Source organism: Paenibacillus sp. FSL K6-1230 (assembly GCF_038002385.1).
In the GTDB taxonomy this organism is placed as follows: domain Bacteria; phylum Bacillota; class Bacilli; order Paenibacillales; family Paenibacillaceae; genus Paenibacillus; species Paenibacillus massiliensis.
The window spans coordinates 4996478-5022360 of sequence record NZ_JBBOCK010000001.1; the positions used below are offsets into that span (position 1 = coordinate 4996478).

At 50.7% G+C, this 25883-nt stretch carries 21 protein-coding genes; 4 read left to right on the forward strand and 17 right to left on the reverse strand.

What is annotated here, in order from left to right:
• Positions 1 to 61 precede the first annotated feature (61 nt).
• Complete coding sequence (locus tag MKX74_RS22045; RefSeq protein ID WP_341179852.1) at positions 62 to 226, forward strand: hypothetical protein; 165 nt, start codon at positions 62 to 64, stop codon at positions 224 to 226.
• 101 nt (positions 227 to 327) lie between these two features.
• On the opposite strand, the gene MKX74_RS22050 is transcribed toward MKX74_RS22045, so the two are convergent.
• The 16 genes from MKX74_RS22050 to MKX74_RS22125 all read right to left on the reverse strand — a co-directional run bounded on the left by MKX74_RS22050 (position 328) and on the right by MKX74_RS22125 (position 21590).
• Positions 328 to 1290 carry an ABC transporter ATP-binding protein gene (locus MKX74_RS22050; RefSeq protein WP_025677720.1) on the reverse strand — a complete coding sequence of 321 codons (963 nt, stop codon included), beginning with the start codon at positions 1288 to 1290 and terminating at the stop codon, positions 328 to 330.
• Positions 1290 to 2267 (reverse strand): ABC transporter ATP-binding protein, encoded by a 978-nt coding sequence (locus MKX74_RS22055; protein ID WP_341179853.1) that lies wholly within the window; start codon positions 2265 to 2267, stop codon positions 1290 to 1292. Before MKX74_RS22055 ends, MKX74_RS22050 begins: the two co-directional genes overlap by 1 nt.
• Before the next feature lie 38 nt (positions 2268 to 2305).
• Positions 2306 to 3643: a M20 family metallopeptidase gene (locus tag MKX74_RS22060; protein WP_341179854.1), complete on the reverse strand. Its 1338-nt coding sequence runs from the start codon at positions 3641 to 3643 to the stop codon at positions 2306 to 2308.
• Positions 3644 to 3763: 120 nt separating this feature from the next.
• A complete protein-coding gene (locus MKX74_RS22065; RefSeq protein ID WP_341179855.1) occupies positions 3764 to 5347 on the reverse strand; it encodes an ABC transporter substrate-binding protein in 1584 nt (527 codons plus the stop codon).
• Between the two features lie 498 nt (positions 5348 to 5845).
• Positions 5846 to 6745: an ABC transporter permease gene (locus MKX74_RS22070; protein ID WP_018885512.1), complete on the reverse strand. Its 900-nt coding sequence runs from the start codon at positions 6743 to 6745 to the stop codon at positions 5846 to 5848.
• 42 nt (positions 6746 to 6787) lie between these two features.
• Positions 6788 to 7798, reverse strand: a complete 1011-nt coding sequence (locus MKX74_RS22075; protein ID WP_018885513.1) for an ABC transporter permease — start codon at positions 7796 to 7798, stop codon at positions 6788 to 6790.
• Positions 7799 to 8265: 467 nt separating this feature from the next.
• Complete coding sequence (locus MKX74_RS22080; protein WP_018885514.1) at positions 8266 to 9804, reverse strand: PucR family transcriptional regulator; 1539 nt, start codon at positions 9802 to 9804, stop codon at positions 8266 to 8268.
• A 586-nt stretch (positions 9805 to 10390) separates the two neighbouring features.
• Positions 10391 to 11032 carry an aspartate/glutamate racemase family protein gene (locus tag MKX74_RS22085; protein ID WP_341179856.1) on the reverse strand — a complete coding sequence of 214 codons (642 nt, stop codon included), beginning with the start codon at positions 11030 to 11032 and terminating at the stop codon, positions 10391 to 10393.
• A gap of 297 nt (positions 11033 to 11329) precedes the next feature.
• A complete protein-coding gene (locus MKX74_RS22090) occupies positions 11330 to 12280 on the reverse strand; it encodes an aminopeptidase (RefSeq protein ID WP_028591562.1) in 951 nt (316 codons plus the stop codon).
• Positions 12281 to 12308: 28 nt separating this feature from the next.
• Entirely contained in the window at positions 12309 to 12977 is a 669-nt protein-coding gene (locus MKX74_RS22095; protein ID WP_341179857.1) for an AroM family protein, read from the reverse strand.
• A 359-nt stretch (positions 12978 to 13336) separates the two neighbouring features.
• Complete coding sequence (locus tag MKX74_RS22100) at positions 13337 to 14290, reverse strand: DUF1177 domain-containing protein (protein WP_018885518.1); 954 nt, start codon at positions 14288 to 14290, stop codon at positions 13337 to 13339.
• 268 nt (positions 14291 to 14558) lie between these two features.
• On the reverse strand, positions 14559 to 14951 hold the full coding sequence (locus MKX74_RS22105; protein ID WP_341179858.1) for a DUF6713 family protein: 393 nt from the start codon (positions 14949 to 14951) through the stop codon (positions 14559 to 14561).
• Between the two features lie 143 nt (positions 14952 to 15094).
• On the reverse strand, positions 15095 to 15739 hold the full coding sequence (locus tag MKX74_RS22110; RefSeq protein WP_341179859.1) for a DUF3885 domain-containing protein: 645 nt from the start codon (positions 15737 to 15739) through the stop codon (positions 15095 to 15097).
• A gap of 291 nt (positions 15740 to 16030) precedes the next feature.
• Positions 16031 to 18187, reverse strand: a complete 2157-nt coding sequence (locus tag MKX74_RS22115; protein WP_341179860.1) for a glycoside hydrolase family 6 protein — start codon at positions 18185 to 18187, stop codon at positions 16031 to 16033.
• A gap of 1084 nt (positions 18188 to 19271) precedes the next feature.
• Positions 19272 to 20360: a hypothetical protein gene (locus tag MKX74_RS22120; protein WP_341179861.1), complete on the reverse strand. Its 1089-nt coding sequence runs from the start codon at positions 20358 to 20360 to the stop codon at positions 19272 to 19274.
• Positions 20361 to 20378: 18 nt separating this feature from the next.
• Positions 20379 to 21590 carry a glycosyltransferase family 4 protein gene (locus MKX74_RS22125; protein ID WP_341179862.1) on the reverse strand — a complete coding sequence of 404 codons (1212 nt, stop codon included), beginning with the start codon at positions 21588 to 21590 and terminating at the stop codon, positions 20379 to 20381.
• 236 nt (positions 21591 to 21826) lie between these two features.
• Between MKX74_RS22125 and MKX74_RS22130 the strand changes: the two genes are divergently transcribed.
• The 3 genes from MKX74_RS22130 to MKX74_RS22140 are packed head-to-tail and all read left to right on the forward strand — an operon-like array spanning position 21827 to position 25048.
• Positions 21827 to 23104: a nucleotide sugar dehydrogenase gene (locus tag MKX74_RS22130; RefSeq protein ID WP_341179863.1), complete on the forward strand. Its 1278-nt coding sequence runs from the start codon at positions 21827 to 21829 to the stop codon at positions 23102 to 23104.
• Positions 23105 to 23156: 52 nt separating this feature from the next.
• Complete coding sequence (locus MKX74_RS22135) at positions 23157 to 24137, forward strand: NAD-dependent epimerase/dehydratase family protein (protein WP_341179864.1); 981 nt, start codon at positions 23157 to 23159, stop codon at positions 24135 to 24137.
• The gene (locus MKX74_RS22140) at positions 24134 to 25048 is read left to right on the forward strand and encodes an NAD-dependent epimerase/dehydratase family protein (protein ID WP_341179865.1); all 915 of its coding nucleotides are present in this window, start codon (positions 24134 to 24136) and stop codon (positions 25046 to 25048) included. Before MKX74_RS22135 ends, MKX74_RS22140 begins: the two co-directional genes overlap by 4 nt.
• A gap of 456 nt (positions 25049 to 25504) precedes the next feature.
• Here MKX74_RS22140 and cdiI read toward each other — a convergent pair whose 3' ends face one another.
• Complete coding sequence (gene cdiI / locus MKX74_RS22145) at positions 25505 to 25873, reverse strand: ribonuclease toxin immunity protein CdiI (RefSeq protein ID WP_341179866.1); 369 nt, start codon at positions 25871 to 25873, stop codon at positions 25505 to 25507.
• Between the last annotated feature and the right edge of the window lie 10 nt (positions 25874 to 25883).

Sequence of the window (25883 nt, forward strand, 5' to 3'; positions counted from 1 at the left end):
TCTATGACCCATGCGGCTAAATTCATATGCCATAGGCGCCGTGTAGACGTTAGGTGAACGTATGCATATAGGTGAGGCCATACATGTAGTTCCTGCTTGTATGGCCTCCATGTATGCTCAGTATGTAGCCAAGTACAGTGACGGTCAAGCTTCCTTCACCCCGGATACGACAAGAAGCCACCTGGCCATGAGCTTCGTCTCATGCATTCAGGTGACTTCAATTTAGGACAGGAGCAGGCTTAACAGCGGTCGACAGAGCTCCCTGCTTGCTAGCTGCTCTCTACTCACAGTTGATCTGGTCAAGGTACTAGAGTAGATCAACTGTACTTAATACAGATGACAAGCAACCTGACGCCCAGGGGATATTTCACGCAGCTCTGGTACGACGGAGCGGCAGGTATCCTTAACATACGGACAACGAGTATGGAAGGTACAGCCAGACGGAGGATTCTCCGGGTTCGGTACATCTCCGCTCAATACGATCCGCTGCCGGGTGATCTCGGGGTTCGGCACCGGAACGGCTGACATCAGCGCCTGCGTATACGGATGCAGCGCCTCCTTGAACAGCTCGGCCGTCGGAGCCAGCTCCACCACTTTACCCAGATACATGACAGCTACCCGATCACTGATGAATTTAACGACAGACAGGTCATGCGAGATGAACATATACGTCAGCCCGAATTGCTCCTGCAAATCCTGCATCAGATTCAGCACCTGCGCCTGAATGGACACATCGAGTGCTGAGACAGGCTCATCACAGACGATGAACTTCGGGTTGAGTGCCAATGCACGGGCGATACCGATCCGCTGTCTCTGACCTCCAGAGAATTCATGCGGGAACCGATGCGCCTGATAAGGAGACAGGCCGACGACCTCCATTAGCTCCTCTACACGGCTCTTGACCTCATTACGGCCCAAGCTGTGATGGGTCAGCAATGGCTCTTCCAGGGTACGCTGTACCGTCCAACGCGGATCAAGTGACGCATAGGGGTCCTGAAATACCATTTGCATATCGGTACGAAAACGACGCAGCTGCTCAGGAGACAGGGCGCGCACATCCTGGCCTTCGAAGAACACTTCACCGTCTGTCGGTTCAATGAGCCGCAGGATCGCACGTCCTGTGGTAGATTTACCACAGCCGGACTCACCAACTACAGCCAAAGTCTCGCCCGTCTCTACCGTTAGCGTGACTCCATCCACAGCCTTGACTGCACCTACTTGCTTGGCTAGCAGGCCTTTCCGAATCGGATAATGCTTCTTCAGATTGCGAACTTCCAATATGGCACTCATCAGGCTCCTCCTTTCTGCTCCAGCAGACAGCGACAGCGGTGTCCCGGCTCGGTCTCCAGCAGTTCGGGCTGCATCAGCTCACATTGCTCCTGCTTGACTGGACAGCGTGGAGCAAAGCGACAGCCTGCAGGCATATGTGCCGGATTGGGCACCTGCCCCGGAATAGAGGACAGTCGCTTCTGGTCTCCGGCCAGCTGGGGCAGCGAAGCCATCAATCCCCGCGTATATGGATGCTTGGGATTCGAGAAGAGCGTCTTCACATCCGTCTCCTCCACGACCTGCCCTGCATACATGACCATGACCCGATCGCACATCTCGGCGACAACGCCCAGGTCATGGGTGATCATCATGATTGCCATATTCTCCGTACGCTGCAGCTCCCGCATCAGATCCAGAATTTGCGCCTGAATCGTCACGTCCAGCGCTGTTGTCGGCTCATCCGCGATGAGCAGCTGTGGGCTGCACACCATCGCCATCGCAATCATAACCCGCTGACGCATTCCTCCTGATAGCTGGTGAGGATACTGCTCCGCAATACGCTCGGGCCGCGGAATGCCAACCTTGCGCAGCATGTCCACTGAGCGCTCCCAGGCTTCTTTTTTGCCTAGCTTCAGATGATAGCGCGCCGACTCTGATATTTGTTTACCAATCTTGAACACCGGATTTAATGAGGTCATAGGCTCCTGAAAAATCATCGCCATGTGATTTCCACGCACCTGCCGGATTTCTCGTCTGGACAGCTTGAGCATATCTTTGCCCTTGAATCGCACTTCACCGGAGGCGACACGTCCGATCCGCTTGGGCAGGAGCTGCATAATCGACAGCGAGGTGATACTCTTCCCGCAGCCAGACTCGCCCACAATCCCCAGCGCCTCGCCTTGTCGCACAGACAGGCTCACGCCGTCCACGGCCCGAATGACGCCGCTGTCTGTAATGAATTCTGTTCGCAAATCCGTGACTTCGAGCAGTTCAGTCATGTTGTTCCTCCTCCCAGAACGCGTATCTACTGTATCATTTACGAAGAAGCTGTAACTCCCTGTGCGCTAGCGCCATGAGCAGGTGCATCCTTCTGCGTGTCTTCCATGCCCTCCACACCGAGATATTTCAAAGCGCTCAGCGCATAGACCTTGGCACATTGAATAATCTGCCATACAGGCGCTTTTTCGTTAAAATTATGAATCGTGGACAGCTCGGCTGGTCCATATTGTAGTACGGGAATATTGTGATTGCGGAAATGACGGGCATCACTGGAAGCCCATTGCAGCACACCATAGGCTTCCTCGCCACTGACCTCGATAATGCTATCGACCAGATTACTAATGATCGGCTCATGCGGTGGTGTCCAGTTGGCATTACCTTGGAAGCCAAACGGCTTCAGCTCGGATTCAATACCGGCCTCCAGCAGCAGAGAGCGCGCCCGATCCAGCACATCCCTGTAGTCCACGCCGAATGGCACACGGGAATCTACCTGTACCGTACAACGATCCGCAACCACATTGACCTTGGTTCCACCTGTAATTGTCCCGATATTCACGGTGACATGATCGAAGACCTGATAGGCTAGTCCAGCCTGTTCACGCTCAATCGCATATTGCTGAGAGATACGGATGATCTCCTGCACCTCTTCTGGAATATTGGGCTTGATGTCCCACAGCCGCTGCAGGGACTCAATTCCCTTCGCTGCTTTGACGATGGCATTGTCACCTACGACGGGAGACAGACTTCCGTGTCCAGGCGTACCCTCCACGGTGAACTCGAACCAGCAGCTTCCCTTCTGTCCGATCGTCGGATGCTGCGGACTGGAAGGCTCAGCGATGACGGCCGCAGTCCCCGTTGCCAGGCCTCGCTCCAGCACCCAAGGAACCCCCAGATCGCCGCCAGTCTCTTCGTCCGGCACGATCATCAGTGACAGATCACCACGTAGTGGCACGCCCAGCTTGGCCAGAATCGCCGTGGCAAACAGCAGCCCTGCCAAGCCACCCTTCATGTCGGAGGCGCCACGCCCCAGCATGTATCCGTCCCGAATCTCGCCACAGAATGGATCGAAATCCCAGCGTGACAGGTCCCCTGCCGGAACTACATCCGTATGACCGCAGAAAATCAGATGACGATCGGACTTGTCCTGGCCTGCCCCCTCCAGCGTTGAGACCAGATTCAGCATCGTATCCGTAGCCGCGTGAACCTGCGTAGATATCCCCGCCTGCTGCAAATAATCAATAATGAAGGCGCTGATCTCCCGTGAGTCTCCAGGCGGGTTCTCCGTCGGATACTGAATCAGCTTCGAGCACAGCTCCAATAGATCATCCTGTTGCTCCTCGATTGCCTCCAGCACTTTCTTCTTCCAGTCCATCATGATCAGACTCCTCTCCGCATCGTCTATTCAAATATTCATACAGTTAACCATATCGTCCTGAAAAAAGGTCGGAAGACAGGTATGCACCTGTCTCCCTCCTGCTTCTTGCTGCCTGTGCTGTTATTCGCCTTTGTTAAGCGGGTAGAAACGCAATACCTCATCTGGATAGTACACGTATCCGCTGACTTTGTTACTCATACCCACAACGCGATTGTATTCATACAGGTAAGCCCAAGGTGCTTCTGTTGTAATGATTTCCTGTGCTTTCTTATACAGCTCGTTACGCTTGTCCGCATCTGTCTCTGCGCCCGCTTCTTCCCATAGCTTGTTGACTTCCTCATTGTTGTAATGAATGTAGTTGGAGGAGCCTTCGCCGTAGAGCAGGAAGCCCAGATGGTAGCCAGGATCATTCACGAAGGATGTCCATTTGGAGATGTAGGATACCAGATTACCTTCCTTTTGTTGCTCCAGGAATTGAGCACGAGCGACCTTGTTAATGTTCATCTTCACACCAATCTTAGCCAGCTCTGCCTGAATCAGTACCGCATCATATTCCCAGTCATCAAAGCCTGATCCCAGTGTAAAGTCGAAGCTGAATCCGTCTGGATAGCCCGCTTCTGTCAGCAGCTGCTTCGCTTTATCGAGGTTATATTCATAGACGTAGCCTGCATCCGTAGAGCCTGGTGTATTGCTGGCTACCGAGCTCTTCATCACTTTTGCTTGTCCATACATAACGTCATTGATCAATTGATCGTAAGGAATCGCATAATTGATAGCCTGACGCACCTTCACATTGTCAAACGGCTTCACATTGTTGTTCATACCGAAGAACAAAATACGGTTACTGGCATTGGATTTAACGGTCAAAGCGCTATTTTCACTCAGCGCCGCCACGTCCTTCGGCGGAATCTCAATCGCCATATCCACATCGCCCTTGTTCAGCAGCAATACACGGTTAGAGGCTTCCTTGGTGAACTTCAGTGTAACTTTGCCAAGCTTAGGAGCACCTTGCCAGTAGTCTGCATTAGCCTGGAACACCGCTTCCGTTGCCGGGTCCCACTTCTCCAGCGTGAACGGACCGGAGCCAGCGGCATTGGTCTTGAGGTAATCCTCACCCTTCTCCTCGACGAGCTTCTGGTCCACGATCGAGAAGGTATACATCGCGATAATCTGTGTGAACATGTGGTTCGGCTTGTTCAGCACGATCTCCACAGTGGAATCATCCTTCTTCGTTACGGTCTTGATGTCAGCCATTCCGTACAGGAAGCTGCCGGAGCTGGAGTTCTTCACTCGGTCATAGGAGTAGACGACCGCGTCGGCATTTACCGGGTTGCCACTTTGGAAGTTCACGCCACTTTTCAGCTTGAAGGTGTAGGTCGTATTGTCTGGCGATACCTCCCAGCTTTCTGCGAGCATTGGTTGGATATCTTCTGTATTAGCAACCTCTGAGCCATCCAGTGTCTTCACCCCATACGTTACGAGCTGGTCGTAAGTGGCCAGTACCAGGGTATCTGAAGTCAAATCATTGGCTTCCGCTGGGTCCATCGTCGTACCGCCTTCAGAGTAGGCTACCGTCAGCGATGGTGCAGGCTTCGCTGCTTCTCCATCGCCGGATGCCGCTGGCTGCTGGTTCGCGTTGCTGGCACAGCCGCCGAGTACTACAGTAAGGGCAATCAATGCTGAGAACCATTTGAGCTTTTTCATGTCTGTTTTCCTCCCCAATTGAACCTTGTCATCTGATGAAGCCTTCGTTACCACGTAGAAGCGAGTTGAATCAAGTGGAATCGAGTTGAAGCCGTGTTGGATCGGTAGAGCGATTGCTGCTTGAATCCTTCAAGCCTTGATACCTTGAATGCGTTGATTTCTGGATGTCTGGGTACCTGGATGCTTGAAGTTGACGACTATGAATGAATGCTGGTGCTAATGCATGCAGCAATGAAGCCAGGTATCGAATATACAGCAGTCAGTAAAGTATGATTCACCATATGATCATCACACTGTGAAGTCATGCAGCGATATCGCATCAATTCATCAGAGTGCATGGATGCACGTGGATACACATAGATGGTCACTTTGGATACACATGGATGAAGGTGATTTACGGTACCTGTTTGTACAAGTATGAATCATCCATTCTCCCAGACCGGAGAACCTATTCACTGGCTGGAGCGAAGCTACGTTCGGTCCGCTTCTTCACCCGGGCTATTTACCCGAGCGTAGCCGTGGATCAAGTACATCGCGGAAGCCGTCACCCAGCAGATTGAAGCCCAGAATCGACGTCGCAATGGAGAGTCCCGGGAACGTCACCAGCCACCACTGGCCTGAAATGATGTATTCCCGTCCTTCGGAGATCATTGCGCCCCACTCAGCGATTGGTGGCTTGACACCAAGACCGAGGAAGCTAAGGCTTGAGGCTGTCAGAATGGCAAATCCCATTCCCAGCGTAGCCTGCACCAGCAGAGGAGCAAGTGCATTCGGCAAAATATGCTGGAACAAGATCGTTCGATCCTTCACGCCGATGGCCCGGCTGGCCTCGACATATTCTTTTTCACGTAAGGACACGGTCTGTCCATACATCAAGCGGGCGAATTCGGGAATGCCCACGATACCGACAGCGATCATGGCTCCAGTCAATCCGTTCCCCATGGAGGCGGCAATCGCCATCGACAGCACCAGGGAAGGAAAGGCTAGCAACACATCCATGATACGCATGATGATTGTTCCAGTACGTCCGCCATAATAAGCAGCGATGCCACCTAGCGGTACGCCGATCAGGAACGAAATACTGACTGCAATGAGGCCAGTCCAGATACTAATTCTGGCTCCGTATAGTACCCGGCTCAGAATATCCCGTCCATAGTTGTCCGTTCCGAACCAGTGCTCGCTCGTGGGAGCGGTAAGCTTCACAGAGGTGTCTGTAGCATAAGGATCATAAGGTGCAATCCAAGGCGCGACAGCTGCGATCACGGTCCACATAATGATAAAGGCCAGTCCTACGGCTGCCAGACGATTGCGCAGCAGGAGTCGAAAGAACGTTCTTGGCTTGGGAGTCACTGCCTTGGCAGGTGATGTGCCCAAGCTCGTCGGTGCAGCAGTATTCACAGCGTTGTTCCTCCTTTCACAGCACCCATCGTTACTGAGAAATTATTCATAGCGGATTCGTGGATCGATTAATCCATACACCAGGTCCACAATCAGGTTGATGAAGCTGAACAAGATGGCACTGACCAGCGTAAATGCTTGAATCGGTGCATAGTCGGCTGCGAGGATCGAATCCGTCACATAGCCACCGACACCTGGCCAGGAGAAGATCGTCTCCGTGATCACCGCCCCCCCCATGAGTCCGCCGAACTGCAGTCCAAGCACCGTCATGGTCGGAATCAGTGCGTTGATCAAAGAGTGTTTTCCGATAACTGCCGTCTCACTGAGGCCCTTGGCCCGTGCGGTGCGAACATAATCTTGTCCTACCACCTCCAGCATGCTGGAACGGGTCATTCGTGCCACAATCGCCATCGTACCTGTGCTCAGACAGATCGCGGGAAGCAGGAGATGTGCGAGGCTGCTCTTCAAGGCAACCATATCGCCACTTAGCAGACTATCTACTACATACAAGCCTGTAATATTCGTCGGCGGATTCAGATCACCGCTGATGCGTCCCATGGGTGCAGGAGCCCAGCCTAGAATTGAATAAAAAATATAAATGCCTAGCAGACCAAGCCAGAAAATAGGTACGCAGGCTCCGATCAGCGAGAACACCCGTGAAATATGGTCAATAATCGATTCCTTCTGTGTAGCAGCAATGATACCTACTGGAATGGCTACACAGATAGCAATAATCATGCTCGCCAGGGTCAGCTCAATCGTCGCCGGGAAGCGGGTGGCAAAGTCGCTCATGACCGTATGACCGGTATGATAGGCGAAGCCCAGGTCACCCTGCAGCAGCTGCCCTACATAAGCGAAGAACTGCATGAATAACGGCTTATCCAGCCCCATGTCCGCCCGAATCTTCGCGATGACCTCATCCGTGGCCTGTTCTCCCGCCATCACAAGCGCAGGATCCCCAGGCAGGACCCTGGACAGAATGAACGTGATGATGATAATACCGATTAATGCCGGAATCATCTGCAGCAGCCTGCGGACTGTAAAAGCAAACAATGGATCAACCCCTTTTTATCTCTGTTGTCATCACCTTGCTGTGTGCCAATTGCATCTCTTCTTCAGCATTCTGCATTCGATTCATTCCAATCGTTCATCGTTCCAGTACAAGCAGAAAGCTGCCTATCGCGCTGGAACATCTTGTAGCTCGGACATTGTACTTCAGGTTTGCGGCACTTGCTCTTTAGTAATTGTGCTTATTTTACATAGAATCCGAGGGCTGAACTACGTCCATTTCAGCTAAAAAAAAGCACAACCGTTTGTCGGTTGTGCACTAATGTACCTCTCCGTGTCATTTTAAGTCACATTATAAAGTTCTTATGGGCGTATTTCGACAAGAAACAGATCGGGATGCAGCGAACGTTTGTCCTGCAATGTAGCGAACGTTTGTCTTGCTGTGTACGAATCGTTCGATTTCACCAATTCAATCGCCCCCTGTAAGGACTGCTTCCCCCATGGATGAAGTCTCAGCCTTCCTGCTCATCCTGTCTTAAATAGTAGTACACCAGACATAAGTGGCATACGAACTGCTCCCTCGGCTGATTGAGATCGAAGCCTACGATATCACGAATACGCTCTAGCCGATATTTTACAGAATTGCGGTGAATATAGAGACGCTGAGCCGTGTCCACCAGGCTCCCCCGACTCTCCAGGTAATAGAACAATGTACGCAGCAGGTCCCCTGCATGCTCCTGATCGTACTGGCACAGCTTGCCCAGCTTGCGCTCGAACAGTGCGGCGAAGCCCGTATCCTCAATGGATTCCCCAAGAAGGTGGTAGACCTCGACCTCCTCGAAGCGAGTCGTGCGTGATCCGTACAGGCGTACAGATACCTTCAATGCATTCCGAGCTTCTCCGTAGCTCTGGTGCATGTTCCACAGCTGGACCGGGCTGCCTATCCCGGCTCTGAAGCCCCCTAGCCGATTCGCAGAATCCTGCAGCCAGCCATCTACCGTCTTGGCCCAGGCACAGGGCTTCTCCGTATCATCAATGCCTGGTCTGTAATCGGGTGTAGGCAAGAACAAGACTGCCCGATTCGAGCGAAACTCCATATGCGGCGTTACACCACGTTGTCTGGCTTCGAGCTCCAGCAGGGCAGTCAGACTTTCCTGATTCGGCTCATCCTCCCCCTCGATAACAGCGACCTCCCACAGATGCTGTGGATTCATCCCCAGCTTGCTGCCGCGAGCTTCAGCCTCGTGTCTTGACATCAGAGGAGGTGTAAGCAGTTCGTCAATGAAATTGCCACGTAGCCGATGCTCGGTGTCTTCTGCCACCTTGTTGCGCATCAGTTCAAGCGACAGCACCAGTCGTGCTTGCTCGATACCAACCTCCTCCATCTCATCCAGCTTTGGCTTGTCCACCAGCAATCGTGCGACCCGCCTCCGATCCAGGTTAATCTCCCATGATAACGGGGCATGCTCCGTCGTCTTCCAGTTATAGTTCTGTGGAGATGAGACGATAATCTTTCCTGCATTATCAATAACGCCAACAGGAGCCTGCAGCAGATCAGCTACGTTGTCACCAACAGCCTGAATGCCGCTATTTTCGAGGACCATCGTGGTCAACGTGCGATAGACCTCCTCCGAACGGCGCAGTAGCGCAGCCTGACGATGGAGCACTAGCTCCATGATGGGCTGGGTAATATCCATATAAGGAATATCCGGCGGAATTTCGAGTATAGGCAATCCGCATTCATTGCTGGCATTCACAGCTTCTATAGGAATTTCCTTGAGAAAACGAGCGGGCTTGATTGCCAGCGCAGCTGCTCCCGCCTCATTCAGCGTATAGATCAGCTCACCCAAGATCGCAGGATCATGTCGGATGGAGTAGGCCGTCGTCAGCATAAGCATACCTTCTCGCAGCCAGCCCTTCAGCTCTGGAACTTCCATAATATCCACGAAACGGACGACCCTGTCCAATCCCTGATGTCCACTAATCACCTTGGCTCTGCTGAGTATGGAGATATTCATTAGCTCCTGCAGTGTAATTCCTGTCGTTCTCAAGTCTATCGCCCCCTATGACCCGGTAGTGGCACTCATGATGATAAATCCTTCCCGATCTGCTATGTCTTCTTATACGTATTATGTCGTTACTGTCATTTCATCATGTGTTAATGTTCCAGATAGTGTACCAGACTCCATTCGTAAACAAAACGGAAATTCCTGAGACTTTTTCTTTTATTATCTTGTTTTCATGAAAATAGACTTTATTTTCATGTTGTTATATGAAATTTATGGATACATAAAAAAATTCATTACGTTATCACTTAGAAGGAGTAAAGTGGTCTAGTGGATAAAATCTTATCCCCCAATCCATTGGTTGGATTGTTGCCCACAGAACATAGAGCCATAGAGACATGAAGACATGGAGACATAAAGCGTAGAACCATGAATCATAGAATCACATAGTCATTGAGTTATAAATATCTCCAATCATACAAAATAGCACCGAGCAGGCATTTAGCCAACCGGTGCTATTTGCACACAAGCCAGCTCCCAGCTAGTCTTGTATTGCGTTTACTATGGGGAAATGCAGCAGCCTCTGCTTAGTTGTTCATCTGCACAAGGTTGTTCGTCTACAGAAGGAAGATCATTTTCCCCCGACATGCGAAGCTGCCACGGCGGCTCCCAGCGAGAGAATCGGGTCCAGCACGCGGATGCCGAGCGTTCGCTCTGCTTCGGCGGCGAACCCCATCGTTGCAAAGCCCGTACAGGATAATGCAATGCAGTCAGCACCCAGTCTCTGCAATCGCCGGGCCGCCTCGAGCGCAGCTGTCTTACCTGCTGGTGTATTCAAATCCACCGTCGTCACCACCCCCTCAGGACGCTCCATCCCTACGAAAGCATCCCCTAGAATGGAGCGAATCAACGGTGGTACCTCCTCCAGAATGGTAAGCACTCCAATGCGCTCTGAAGCGGTTAAGGCCAGATGAGCAGTACAGGAGCCTGCTCCAAATATTGGTATGCCGGTCGCCGCCCTCACCTCGGCCAGACCAGGATCGGCGGCACAGCTAATCCCGATAGCTGTACAGCCTAATTTCTCTAATTCACGAGCCAAGGCAATAATCTTCGGAATGGCTTCCTGCTCCGTAGCCTCATCGTACACACCCAGCGATTGGTCTGGAATGCAGCGACTGATAACGGGGAGTCCGTACTTCGCCTCAAGCAAGGCCCCGTGCCTATGAACCGCTTCCTCCTGCTCTAGCGTAATTACCCGAATCATCCCTAACATCCGTCCGCCTCCTAGCTGATGTGTAATGAAGTTGTAATTAATGAAGCCCTGCACCTTATCTACGAGACAGTCTTATTACATTACAGATGAACTGTTCGAAAGTATCGTACTGTGCATATAAGATGCCTTTATGTAGCAGGTTGTATTTGACATACTGTCTTCACATATTTAGCATATTGTATTTAAGATATTGTATTTAGCATGTGTACTTAGCATGGTGTATGTATCGTGCTTATCCGCTCTTCCACGTGCTGTTCTCTGAATAATTCCTTGTGCCCAGCAACGGGCAGATCCCTGTCATTTGGAGAGCAGCTCTCCTTGCCGCATGATCAGGACATCGTCAATATACACATCCGGCTTGCAGACCACTGCGTCGATATGTACACCCGCAGCAATAGTCCCTCCAAAAGTGTTATTACTGCCAAAAGCTACATGAATCGTGCCGTACACCTTTTCATCCTCCAGCACCACACCAGTAATGCGGGCTTTGTCATTCGTCCCAATACCGAATTCACCGAGTAGGCGTCCATCACCTTCACCCAGAATCTCCAGCAGCTTCGCTCCTTCTGCTCCGCTCGCTGCAACCAGACGACCATTCTCCACGGTCAGCGTGATCGGCTCAGATAATGCACCGATTCCTGCGATCGAGCCGTCGACCACAATACTGCCGTGTGCTTGACCCTCCACAGGTGCGATGTAGGCCTCACCGGAAGGCAGATTCCCGGACTCTCCTGGGTTCAAATACATCCCTGTACTTGGAACACCTGGACGATCTTGAATGGAGAACGACAGCACCTGTCCATCCTTCTCGATACGGACTTCGCGCCCTTGGGAGAGCAAGTCTGTCACTTGTTCGGTCAGAGCCTTCACTTCGGTATATTCAGCCGTTATGGCTCCGTTCATGAACATGTCATCCGTCATGCCCGGCATCGTCGCGACTCTTGTACCTGCAGCCGCTGCCGCTTTGCGTGCTTGTGTGTGTGTCACCGAGTGACGTGTCACGCAGACAGCTACATCGGCACGAGCCATGGCTTCAGCGATCGGAGCAGGTGGCTCCTCACCTGATCGGTTTCTTTCCTTCATAACCAGCAGCACCGCTTCCGCACCAAGCGCCTTGCCTGCCTCATAGATGGATTCTGCCAGCTCACGCTTGGCATCATCCGCCACGACTGCCAGATTCTCACCAGGGCGTAGCCCCAGACACTGAATCAGTACATGCTTGCTAATCTCGATACGCTCTTGACTCATTGGTATTGCCTCCTTCTATGCCTATAGGTCATACCGTCTCGGAGACGAGCTTGCCCATTAATGCATTCGACAACATCACCGGAACTCCCTCCGCGGCCTCGCTTACCCACTGACGGTGTCGTTCATCATACCCCATGCAGTCCAGCAAAATCAAATGGGCCTGATCCTTCAGCGCTCGTGCTGCCTGGCGGAACTCCGCTTCTCCTGAAGCATAGGGGGATGCTGCTGCAAAAAGAGGTGGAGGCGTAGAGGTAAACTTTTGCCCCAGCTGATCTGCTTGCTCCGGTAGAGGGCCAATCAGTCCTAGCCTACGACCATCAGCCAGCGCTTCAACTGCTGGGGGGATAATGCGGTCTGGCTCAATCAGGTGGGCACGGTCTACCCGCAGCCCTGGAAATGATCCCGTACATAGCAGCAATATATTCAGGATGCCGCGCTCCTCCAGCTCCCGAATTTTTTGTTCCAGAATCGGTCTGATTCGTTCCCGGGATACAACCGCGGCGCAACCATCACGCAGACGGGAGGTCAGCACATATTCCCCGGGCTCTGGTGCCAGCTCTGCAATCTGAGCAGGTGTGAGCTCGTCCAGTACTCCACATTGCACAAGCTCCGCACGGCCCTCCAGATATTTTTCAATAATAGGAGCCACATCTGTTCGAGGAGACTGTCCAATCGTAATCATACCAAGCTGCTTCATAGCATCGGCTCCTTTTGCCCTGTTCATCATGACTCTGCATTCTAAGTTATGGCACAGTTGCAGAGTCACTGATACTTAGAGTGATAGACCATTCGAGTATTAGACCATTCGACTATTATTGCCTTGACCGAATCTGGTTTCAGGTTGAATGATCTGGAGAGCGTAGTGGTTAGCGGAAAGCGGGGAAGCCCTAGAGAAACGACAGTGGCCTCCTTTAAGCTTGCTGTTCATCAGCTTTTCATTTTCGTTCGAAAGAACAGCAAGCTTAACAGAGGTCGACAGGGCTCCCTGCTTGCAGCGGCTCTACACTCATTTGATCAGGTCAAGGTACTAGCCTATCAAGCTGTAGGATTCAAGAATTAGGCCGTAGGGCTACCAGACTTAGCACCCGAGGTCTGCAGCACTTTCATAGAGCCATAGAGGCTGTGAATACGCTCAAATTCCGCAGCGTCATAGAAGGAACAAATCCCGCCGGTGAACTCCTTGGCAACTTCAATGGCAAATCGAACCGCCGTAGCGATATCAATCTCATGGCTTGCTCCCGTGCCGCAGCCTGGTACAGCAGCCTGAGCTGTAATGGCGACACCTACTACCGGAGCATGTGTAGCTACGGCTGGCTGCAGAATTGAATTGATATGGTACAGGTCATTACCATAAGGCGTAATATCCTGCATTGTGATCGGGAAGGTCACAGGCAATTGTCCTGTTGCCATCTCCATCAGTCGCAGCAGGTCCTCGCTAATGCGCAGAATATAGCCTTCCTTGACCGTCGGCGAGATCGCAATCCCTTTATGATTAATGACACGGTTGCCCTTGGTCGTATCAATCGACAGAATGGCTTCCATCTCGGGCAGGACCTCTTGCTCATTCATTTGCTGGATGTCTACAGGAGAATCCATGAAATCAACCGGCTCATGCGGCAGTGTCGGCGCGTCTGGGCAGATGTGGGTCGTCAGAATGACATCTCCGCGAAGCACATCTCCCTTCGTCTGCATATCTGCCAGCTTCAAGGCCGCAGCGATTGCAGCTACTGCACCATCCGCATCCGAGACGATACCAATGCGCCCGGGGCGTGCTCCAATGCCGCCAAGACGACCGACGATCCCCATCGTTGGGGCTTGCCCACCGCCTGATTTCCCGTCAGCTCCTGGCACTACAATTTTCACAAAATCCGTGCTACCTTTTTCCCCCTGCACCGTCTTTACCTCTACCGACACACGCGGGTAGGAAGCAAACAACTGCTTCACACTCTCTCCTGTAACATAAGCACTATCCAGAGCCTCAAGGGCCAATAATGTTTTTTGAAGTGGCATGGTTACACATCCTCTCTAAGCTGTTCATCTTGAGATCAAGTCTACCTAGTTCGGAAGAGGGCTACAATGTACCACTTTGCCAAAATGATTGCGGGTTTATTGTGCGAGAAGGATAAAAAGAGTTATTGATAGCGCTTTCTTTATTAAAAGTTAACTCACTATGTCCTTTAATGTGACATACTCATCCATGATATGGTGCTCCTTACAATAAAAAAAAAGAATGTCATGGAACATGAACATGCTCCACAACATTCGCACAATTAATTCATTAGAAAAGTAACATGACATGAACCATTGCCAGGATACCCATACCATAAATAATGGATCTGGAATACATATTTTTCATTCCATTCTGGGGGTGTTTTTCGAACAAAAGATGCAATATAGCATGAATCATGAAAAACAGATCGAGAACCCAGAACACAATGGTCTGGTGAGGACTGAACAGGAAATACAGAATGATTAGGTACAGAGGTAGATGAATAGCTGTGAAGATTTTATATGCGGTGGAATCCTCCATTTCCTTGAGCACGACAAACATTTTCCACTCCGCATGTCTGATCGCATCCATTTCGTGCAGGAGAAATAAAGACAAATTCAGCAAAAATACTATAAGTAAGTGATTTGGCAGTAAGCGCTCTGGCAACAAGAGGTCAGACAATCGTGAAGCCTCCTAATAAGCTTATATTTGTATGAGTGCATCGGGTCATTGTAGGTACCAAAACAAACACATTTGCTACATTCAATTCATGTCTTGCGATCATTTCTTAGTGATAGTAAGCGTTCCCTGAATCATGGCATGGGTTAGTTGAATGTGGCATCAATTCTGTCACGGTCATAGTCCAAAATCCAGCCGTTATACTGCTCATATATCGGTCTCAGCGTCTCTCTGTCCGCAGCTACTATATCCAGTCCCCGATCATCATAGAGATGAAAAATCGTCCTGTTCGTTGTGTTCAACACATATATGTCGCCATCTACCGTAGGTTTCAGCCCCAACGTCTGATTAGCAATGGCCTCCATAAGGTCAGCTAATTTCACATATCTGGATTTCACACGCACCGCATACCGAATCGTCATCACATCATCGGAATCATCCGGTTCCTTATACCGATACTCCTGTTCTTTTTTACCTAGTGGCCCTATGTGATTCTGGTCTATATAGGTATTGAAGGCTTCCGTAACCTCCTGCTCAAGCGCATCCACAGGCTCATCCACCCACTTGTCCACAAATAGCATCACAAGCACATCGTCCTCAGGCTGGTTCAAGGCATTATATAAGGCTACGGCCCTTTGCTTCACTTGCGCAGCTCTTGCTTCGGGCTCCTCCACATCTGCCCCCATCTCGAATCGAATGGCTATGCGGGAGTTGTAAAACAAAGGCTTCTTCAGATCATTTCCGTCAAAGTGTTCCTTCAAGAAACTGTCTATATATGAGTCTCGCTCCATGCGAACCTCCTTTGTGTGATAGTTGGTCTACTTCTATTTTACGCTGAGAGTCAAGGGTATCCCTTTTTTGACAGTCAGGACATAGGTGTTAAGGAATATAGTACATTCCGTGTCCTTTGTTGTTCGGATGGATCCTTGAGTACAGAGAAAACCGCCATTCCCTAGATTAAGAGAATGACGGTTGCTTCAACAGCACGTGCAGGCTAACTAATCAAATCCGAAAATCGGTTCGGTTGGTTTGCCTGTCTGAATTAGGGAAGCACCTACAAGTAGAGCTATAAGAAGACATGCTTAAGGCTCAATACCCCAGACAAGAATACCGTCTTTGTAGAGCGTCACCTTCTCCCAGTCCTGATACGATGTTTTGGTAGAGTCATATGAGTAATCATTCGTTTCATCAAAATTGCTCCAATCTGTCTTGTACATACGAAGCTGAATATCCCCGGATTGTCCGCCTGGCTGAATCGAACCAGCTGCAGCTGTGAAGCTGAGCTCCACATACGAATCCGTGAAAGTGCGTTGAATGTTCTCGCTGCCAACCTGGGCCCAGTCGATTGCCGAATCCATATCTGCCGTACCTTCCTTGGTAAAGTAATAGCGGATTGTGAGATCACTTAGGCTAACAGGAGTATTGCCAATGTTTTTAATATTGAAGTTTGGTTTGATCTGGCTGTCCGTTGCATTGGTATCTCCTGTGCGGTACTGCAATACCAGATCGCCGCTCGGAGCCACCACACTCTCTGGCGTTGCGGAAGCAACGGAGGAATCAATGCTCTCTCCAACGGCATTCATGGCACTAACGACATAATAATAGGTCGTTCCATTAGTCAGACCTGTATTCGTGTAGGATGTAGTGTATACATCGGAAGCTACCGTTGTGAATGGACCGGAGGCACTTAGTGCCTGCTTGATGTTATAGCTCATTGCGCCTGTGGAAGCAGTCCAGCTTAGTGCAATCTGTTCATTGCCTGCTGTTGCTTTCAGTGCTGTTGGAGCTGCTGGAGCCGTTGGTTCGCCGCCTCCATTGTCAGTGCCTGAGAGCACAGGGTATGCATTTTGTACCAGCATCACGAATTGATCATGGAACCAGTGGCCCGAGATGGGTGCGTTAGGTAGGGCACCTGTCAACACGCCATCAGGGGTTGTAAACGTTGGATCACACATCCGGTCAAAGCCTTTGCCTTCATTGTTGGGAATTTCAGAGCTAGAACCATCGGACTCACCTGGAGGCTTGACCCATACATAGGCATCCAGATGTGCAGGACCAGGCGCTACCGTAGGTGGTTCACCGATACCTGCTCCACTGTTGTTACACCAATTGCCTCGGTGGTCCCTACGATCGACACGACCGGAGTCTACATACGTGTTAATATCGTTGCCAGACGCAACTGTTGGACGATTCGCGCCGCCCCAGCCATTGCGGCTGGTATCGATCAGGAAGCCAATACTGCTCGGCCAGCCCGCCTGTACGAAATCAGAATAGAGTGCAGCTGTGAAGTCCGTCTCATCAAAATACGGATTCCATTCATAGAACTTGGCGGATCTGATCGGCTGTCCTCCAACATTCAAGTCCGAGTTGGGCAGATTCGGCTCGAAGAGGGGAGTACTGTTAGCCGTATTTGTAATGAAGCCGTCAACACTGTTCAGACCAGCCTTTGTTTCCCTAACCACGTTCGTATACAAGGAGACTGTACCTGAGCGGTTGTTATCCCATCCGAGCCAGCCGGAATGGGCGATATCCAGATACGTATAGACATTCGGGATCGCATGCAGCTTGTCCAGAGCGTATTTCACTCCGTCCGCATAAATCCCTGTCGAGCTGGCCTGTCCACAAGCCGGGGTACTAAGGTTGGTTACGAGATTCGGCAGACTGTCGGGCTCAATAACGGTGACAATGCGAATATCTTGGTATTTGGGATTGGCAAAGATATCAGCGATAACATCAATATAATCTGTTTTGTACGTCTGCAGGGCAGCCTGCGTCAGCGGCAGCTCTCCGTTGGAAGCCAAGGCGTGGCAATCACGGCCAGGCAGATTATAGATGACGAATGAAGCTGTAATGGGTGTACCGGCTTTCTTTTGTGCCAGAGCGGCATCCAGGTGCTCCTCGATGCTCTTGCGTCCGGCATTGTTATCTCCCCCATAGATGGCTGCTATGCGGTCGATCCATACCGCTGTCGGATAGGATTTAACCGTTTCCATCTTTGCTGCTAATGAGGCATCAGTGGTAAGCGCAATGGATGTATCGACTAGGTCGGAATAATCCTGGTTCAGGTAAGCCGTAGCACCAATAAACGGATTATCCACATGGGCTTCTGCAGCCTGAGTACCACTCGGAGGCATCCAAGGAAAAATTCCCGCCGCCAGCACGGTGGCGGCGAGGATGTGCTTCATACCTTTACGAAGCGTATTTTGTTTTTTGGGTCCCGCTTTCAGTTTTGTCTTCATAGTACCACCTTTCCTTTGTATAAAGTGAGAATAGCAAGCTTGCTCCTCTGTTCTGACACGATGTGCGCACGCTAGCGAGCGTACGGATGAGTCGTGAATGCTCACCCCCTTTCTAAAACGATTTCGACATGAGAAAACTGACAACTACAAGTGAGATTCGTGGCTCTTATAGGTGAGTTCCTGGGTGAGGTACAGAAGGTGTGGGTGATTGTGAGTCAGTATCGGTGCTCGAAATTTAGGACACGTAGCAGCCGAACTCTAAAAAAAGGAAGCGCTTTCTTTTTGGTGTTTGAACAAACCTACTCCTATTACATAAAAGCTTCTACATGACAAGCTCATCACCTTTGTAACCAACTGCGAAATATGAAAATATTAGACTTAATTGAATTGATTAATATAAATTATATTTTATCCCAAAAATAACAAAGATTTTGAGAAAAATCTACCCTTTTCGCAAAAAAATGCTCTTTCCCTCTAAATAAATTAGTATCTGACCTCAGTCAGACGCACGCAAGGTATCCTTGGTAGACGCGACTCGTAAGATGATGGGCTTTTGTCGATGCGGATGCTTCAGCCCGGAGCTCAAAATGTAATTGGAATGAGCTCTTCCGAATCGCTGAAGGCAGGGGAGGATGGATTGTACTGTGCTTCATGTATAATCAAGCGGCTAAAGGAGCTAGAGGAGAGCTGCCAAAGCCTTCAGCTGGAAAGGCAAATGGGCACTGAAGGACGTTACAGTGATCATTAATGCAGTATGACCCTCCTTCTCCTTGTCAGGTGTAACGAAGGAATGAAAGGGCAAAGACCCGTTGAGACATGGAAGGGTAAGCTACAAGAGCTAGATGGGGCATGCATCCTGCAATTTAGTGATGTTCTAGCAAATCCACTGCTCTAGGCTCTCCCAGCTGAGTACAAAAACACAACCTTCAGACGCCGGGGAAGCAGCATACTGAAGGCTGATTTACACTGAATCTTTTTTTCTTGAAAGTATCGCTCCCCTTGCTCCCTGCACACTCGCGCATTATAAGAAACGTCCCCTCATAACCCCTTCCCAAAGAGGCTCAAGCAGCATCTACAACAACTACTATAGCTCTGGCGGGCTGACCTGAAGGGCAAGCTGATCTATCTCATCCTTAGACAGGACCGTCCCCACTCCTTCATCTCTTCCCATGCCCTTAGCACTCGACAAGGCTGCAGGTGAAGATGTCAACAATACCTCCAGGAAAGCCGGGTCCAACTCCAGCCGGGTGATTACAGGTATATCCTCCTCTGGGACAGTATGCTCCCGGACTCTAGGCTCGCCTGCAGCTGAATCAGGAGATGCTCCGCGAGCTACAGGAGCGCCCCAAACGCTTGTATCCGTTATATCGTTCGTTATATCGTTCGTTATATCGTTCTCCTGCACCGTGTGCCCTGCAACAAAAGGAGCCTCAGTTGCTTCTTCCTGAACTGACGACGGAATAGTCCCAACAGGATGAGACGGTACATGCTCGACAACTTCAACAGAATGAGACGATACCTGCTCGGCAGCTTCACCTGCTAAGTGCTCAGAAGTAAATCCGGAATGCTCGGCAATGAACGCTGCAGAATGGGCTCCCCATTCATCGCCGCCTGCTACCTCTCCTTCATGCTGAAGTGCCGCTGCGGCCAGATTCGGGAGCACCGATTCCGACAGCTCTACTGGGTGCAACGGGTGTACTTGCTGAATCAGCTGCTCAGAAGTAGGTGCTGCTGCTATAGGCTGTACTGGGGGTACTGGGGGCGCCAGCGGCTGCAGCATCTGCTCAGGTGGGCAAGCCTCAGCCTGCTGCGGCGCTCCAGGCCATGGCGGTAGTGCAGGAGCTATGAAGTGGTTTCTCTGCTGCTGCAATGGACTACTAGGCTTAAACTGCTTCACTTGCTTCGGCTTCCGTTGTCTCACTCCTCTGCTCCCCCTGGCCTGAGTACTCCTTCTGAGTCTTCTCGCCTGTCGCTTGACTCCCCCACCGCTACCGCTATACGACGTTGGCTTTCTTTTCCGACTCTTCAAGCCTTCTGACCGGCGTCGCTTACGAGCAGAACCCCAAGTCGCGGTGCGTTCACTTTTGGTGCGTTCGCTTTTTGTACGTCTGCTTTGGGTTGGTCTGCCCACAGCGCATTTGGTCTGTCTGAGCAGCCCCATACGATAAGCCATATGCGTCATTCCTTTCTCTTAGCTAGGTTGATTCGTCACTTCTTCATAGAGCTCCATCGTCTCAGTCATCATGCGTGACATGGACCAGTATTCCATCGCCCACTCCTGGGCCTGCTTACTCATCTGAGCCCGTAGCCCCGGATTGTCCAGCAAACGCTTGAGGTGTCTATATAGCGCATTGCTCTGTCCTGGAAGGCAAATGAAGCCCGTCTTGCCATGTTGCACCATCTCGGGAATACCACCGGCTCCTGCCGTTACGACGGGAGTCCCAGCCAGCTGAGCCTCCATGACGGAGAACGGCAGATTATCCTGCAGACTCGCCAGCGCGAAGATATCCGATTTCTTGAGCAAGGCTGGTACGTCTGCGCGATCTCCCAAGAATAGGACATGCTCCTGCAGGCCGAGCCTTTGCGTCTGCTGCTGTAGCTCCTCCTTGAGTGGTCCATTTCCTAACAGCCAGCACACCCAATCTGTACGGTCTTGCTTCAAGCGAGCCAGTGCGTCAATTAAGTACTTGTGTCCTTTGACAGGCACCAATCTGGCTGGACACACGATCACCTTGGTCCCCTCTGCTGCACTTATTTCTGTCGGCTGCTGCGTCCGTGCCATGAAGGCATCTACATCAATGCCGTAGGGCATGACCCTTACATGACGGTTCGGAATACCGAAGTCCGATACCATCAGCTGCTGCAGCCAGCGAGAGGGCACCATTGTCGCATGACTGGAGGTAGCACCATACAGCTCCTCAGCCGCAGCATATTTCCAAGCTAGTGTGTTCTTTCCTGTAACCTCTCCATTGTGCAGGAACTCCGTAGCAATACAGCCATGTATGGTGGCCACCAACGGCGTCTTCTTCGGCTTCACCCTCCACAGGGCTCGGGTAGAGACAATATCCTGCGTATGAATCAGATCGTAGGATTCCAGGCCGAAGGAGGCTGCCGCAATCTCGAAGCAATAGCGTTCGATATCCCGCCAACGAATCCAGTGCTCCACATGTGGCATGTGTTGCTCATAATAAGCGCTGAGCTGACCATGTACCCGTTCCTCAATAAGTGACTTCTTGAGCTTGCGACCGTTGTTCGACATGTAATAATGCGCCATATCCGGGTGATGGGCGAACACATCCACCTCATGTCCCAACTGTTCAAGCCCCTGCTTAAGCGTGTCTACGTAGGTCGACAGACCGCCGACATGGGGCAAGTAAAAATACGTACTTAGCAAAATTCTCACCTAATCCAGCACCTCCCCAAGACATTTCACACTATTCTATGTGCTGGTGTCTGTCACCGTCAGGGACATCCAACCATTTTCCATGACGTCTGCCATTCATAGCGCCATTCACCATAATCTCTTGAATCCTGGAACAGGCATGGTATTCTACCATTTTTGCGCTGACGGTACTTTAATCTATACGTTTGGAAGAGCGAATGAGTAGGATATACAAGCACTGGAAAAGGAGTGAAAACATGAACAAGTCAACCTTCAACATTGCCGTAATCGGATTAGGATATGTAGGACTCCCCTTGGCTCAGCTCTTCCTCAGTAAGGGACACCACGTCTATGGAATCGATGTGGATAATAGCAAGATTCAGAAGCTGCTGCAGCATCAAAGCTATCTTTCGGATTTCTCTGCCAAAGAGATTCGATTGCTGTTCGCGGACGGGCTCTTCCAGGTCAGCAGCGACTTCGCCGATGTCACGCATGCAGATGCCATTATCATATGTGTGCCTACACCACTGGACCGTGACAGCCAGCCTGACCTCACCTACGTCAAAAAAGCTATGGAAGCCGTGCTCCCCCACCTGCACAAGGGCCAGTTGATTGTGCTGGAGAGCTCAACGTATCCGGGAACAACGGAAGAGATTTTGCAGCCCATGCTGGAGGCCAAGGGACTTGTGGTCGGTGAAGAAATCCATCTGGCTTACTCTCCCGAGCGTATCGATCCGGGGCCGCAGCAAGCTGCTCTACATGCAATTCCGAAGGTGCTTGGCGGCGTGACAAGACAATGCACAGCCTTTGCACAGCAAGTCTATGAAAGTATCTTCGATCAAGTCGTTGTCGTATCATCCCCGAGAGTGGCCGAGTTCACCAAGATCCTGGAGAATTGCCAACGGCTGGTTAATATTTCCTTCATCAATGAGCTGACGGTGCTCTGCGAGAAGATGAACATTAATCTCTGGGAAGCCATTGATGCAGCGAGTACCAAGCCTTATGGCTTTACCCCCTATTATCCTGGACCCGGCATTGGAGGACACTGTATTCCCGTTGATCCACTCTACCTGCTCTGGAAGGCCAAGCAATACGGCTACGATCTGACATTCATTGATCTGGCCCATAAGGTGAACCGCTTCATGCCCAACTATGTCGTACAAAAGGTCAGCCAGTCCCTGTCCGCCCGCAAGGCACTGAACAAGAGTAGTGTCCTGGTCCTCGGTATCACCTACAAAAAGGATGTCAATGACATGCGGGAATCCACAGCCATTCCAATCATGGAGAAGCTGTCACAGCTCGGTGTCCGCATAAGCTACTCCGATCCGTATATTCCCGAGGTTACCGTAGGACGTGCGAAGCTTCAGAGTATCCCACTTACCAAAAGAAACATCCAGCAGCACGATTGTGTGCTGATTCTGTCTGACCACTCTTCTGTCCCCTATGAGCAGCTCCCGTCCGTCTCCAATCTGATTATCGATACCCGCAATGCTACCAAGCATGTCAAGGATCGCAGCAAAATCATCCTAATCTGATCATTCAAGTGATCCAGTACAGCTACAAAATCTATTAAAGGCGGTGTCAAGCATGAACATTCTGGTAACCGGCGGGGCTGGCTTCATTGGCTCACATCTGGTAGAACGCTTGCTCCAGCTCGGTCATCGGGTATGGACGCTGGACGACATGTCTACAGGTCGACTGCATTTCCTTGAACAGGTATCCCACAATCCGAATCATATCTTTATACAGGGCTCTGTGACGGATGCAGGCGTGCTTCGCGAGCTCGTGGACGAATGTGACGTTATCTTTCACCTGGCTGCCGTACTTGGTGTAAAGAATACAGTGGAGAATCCGCTGAAAGTCATTGAGGGGAATATAGACGGTACCCGCAATATTCTGAAGCTGGCATTCGAGCGCGGGATCAAGGTCGTGTTCTCCTCCACCTCGGAGATTTATGGGCGCAACACACAACTTCCGTTCCGTGAGGATTCGGACCGGGTGCTCGGTGCACCTTCCATCAATCGTTGGTGCTATGCGACAGCAAAGGCAACGGATGAGCATCTGTGCTTTGCTTATGCACAGGAAGGACTCCCGGTCAGCATCGTACGTTACTTTAACGCTTACGGTCCGCGCCAGACCTCCTCTCCCTATGGCGGGGTCGTATCCCGGTTCATCAAGGCTGCCCTGCTTGGTGAGCCGCTCCAGGTATACAACGATGGATCGCAGATTCGCTGCTTCACATATATCAGCGATGCGGTCGAGGGCACCATTGCCGCTATGGAGAGGGAGGTGGACGGACTGGCATTCAACATTGGCTCCGAGAAGCCAATTACCATTGCCGATCTGGCCGAGAAGATTCGCACTATTGCAGGGTCTTCTTCCACGATTGAATACATTCCATATATCGATGCTTATGGAAGCAGCTATGAAGACATGCCCGTGCGCGTACCCGACATCTCTCGTGCTCGCAATCTGCTACAGTACGAACCGCGTATTTCGCTGGAAGAGGGGCTTCAACTGTCGATTGACTGGTTCCGCAATCAGATGAAAGCGGGCCGACTGTCATGAAGGCTGTCGTCACAGGGGGAGCGGGATTCATCGGTTCCCATCTGGTCGATGCCCTGCTCTCTGCAGGGGCAGAACTCCACATTATAGACAATCTTTCAACAGGCAAACAGGAATACGTGTCCCCACAAGCTCATCTGCACGTGTGTGACATCGGTAGCCCTCAAGCACAGGAGCTGCTGCTCCGCATCCAGCCTGAGGTGGTGTTCCACCATGCCGCACAGGCAGATGTGCAATATTCCGTCAAGAATCCTGGCTACGATGCCACAGTGAACATTGCCGGAACAGCTCATTTACTGGAGGCTTGCAGGCTGGCTGGAGTGCGGAAGGTCATTTATCCCTCCTCCTGTGCCGTCTATGGAGAGCTGGATCAGCTCCCCATTCGGGAAGAGGATCTGGTGGAGCCTATCTCCTTCTACGGGATCTCCAAGCTCACACCAGAATCTTACCTGCGTGTCTTCCACAAGCTCTATGGCCTCGATTACACTGTTCTGCGTTATGCGAATGTATACGGACCAAGACAGACACCCAAGGGAGAGGGTGGTGTCATCTCTATTTTCCTGGAGCGTCTGAAAAAAGGTCTGCCATTGACCGTCTATGGAGACGGACAGCAGACACGGGATTTTGTCTATGTGCAGGATGTCGTCGCAGCCAACCTGGCCGCTGTTAGGCGGGGCCACCAGCACATCATTCAGATCGCCACCACGACACCTACCTCGCTGAACACACTGGTGCATGAGCTGCGTCAGCTGCATTCTCAGCCCTTCCAGGTACGCTACGAGCCTGAGAGGCCTGGTGACATCCGGCACAGCGTGCTGCATCATAGCGAGGCAGTTCGGCTGCTTGGCTGGAAGCCCTGCTATGATCTACGCAGCGGTCTGAAGGAAGCCTATGAATATGTAATGGAAGAGTAACAGCTTTTTGAAATAATGAGATAAAGGCCTCATGATCTCATGTACGGAAGTACATAGATTATGAGGCCTTTTCTATCTAGCATCTTGCTGATAGGTTGTAGCTGAGTTTTGATTATTTATACCTTTTCTAAGTCATGATAAGGGTCAGTATTCCATAAGCTGCAAAGAATCTTGTCCAGTTGTTTTCTTGTTTCATTTTCCAGTAATTCATAGGTCATATCTTTCTTCATATGCAGCGCCATACGTACTATATCGCTACTTCCGCTTCATCTCATTTTTCATACCGCAATTACTTAGATTATGTCTGCCAGGGTTTAGTTACCCAACTCACTCGGTACTGGTAAAGGTACTTCACTAATAGCTGAAGCAAGAACAAGGGCAAAAAAAGACCACAATACGGGCGGATATCTCGCATTGTGGCTTGGATGGTTGTCTTGTTCTATCTTTTTGTTAGAGTTATATACTCAATCTGTTTTTTATTATTTCTAATAAACTATTAATCTTAATTTTATCTTCTGGGTGCTCGTCAAGATGTTTCGTACTAAAGAAAATTAAATAGTTATAAAATTTATCATATTCCATTATTGCCATTACATCTTTGTCATAAGCTGGCGGTTCTCCTATAAAGCACACTTTCTTGTCTCCAATGTAGTACTCCTCCTCTGGTTCATGATAGGTTGAAAACTGTACCTCTAGTGGGCCTGATCCATATCCATGCCTTTCAATATCCCCGAAATACTCTAAAGCCCTTGGAAAATCGATAATCCAGAAATAAGATTCAACCAATTGGTCAATCTCGTCTTTTTCTGTAAGTATTCTATACATTTCTTTTCTC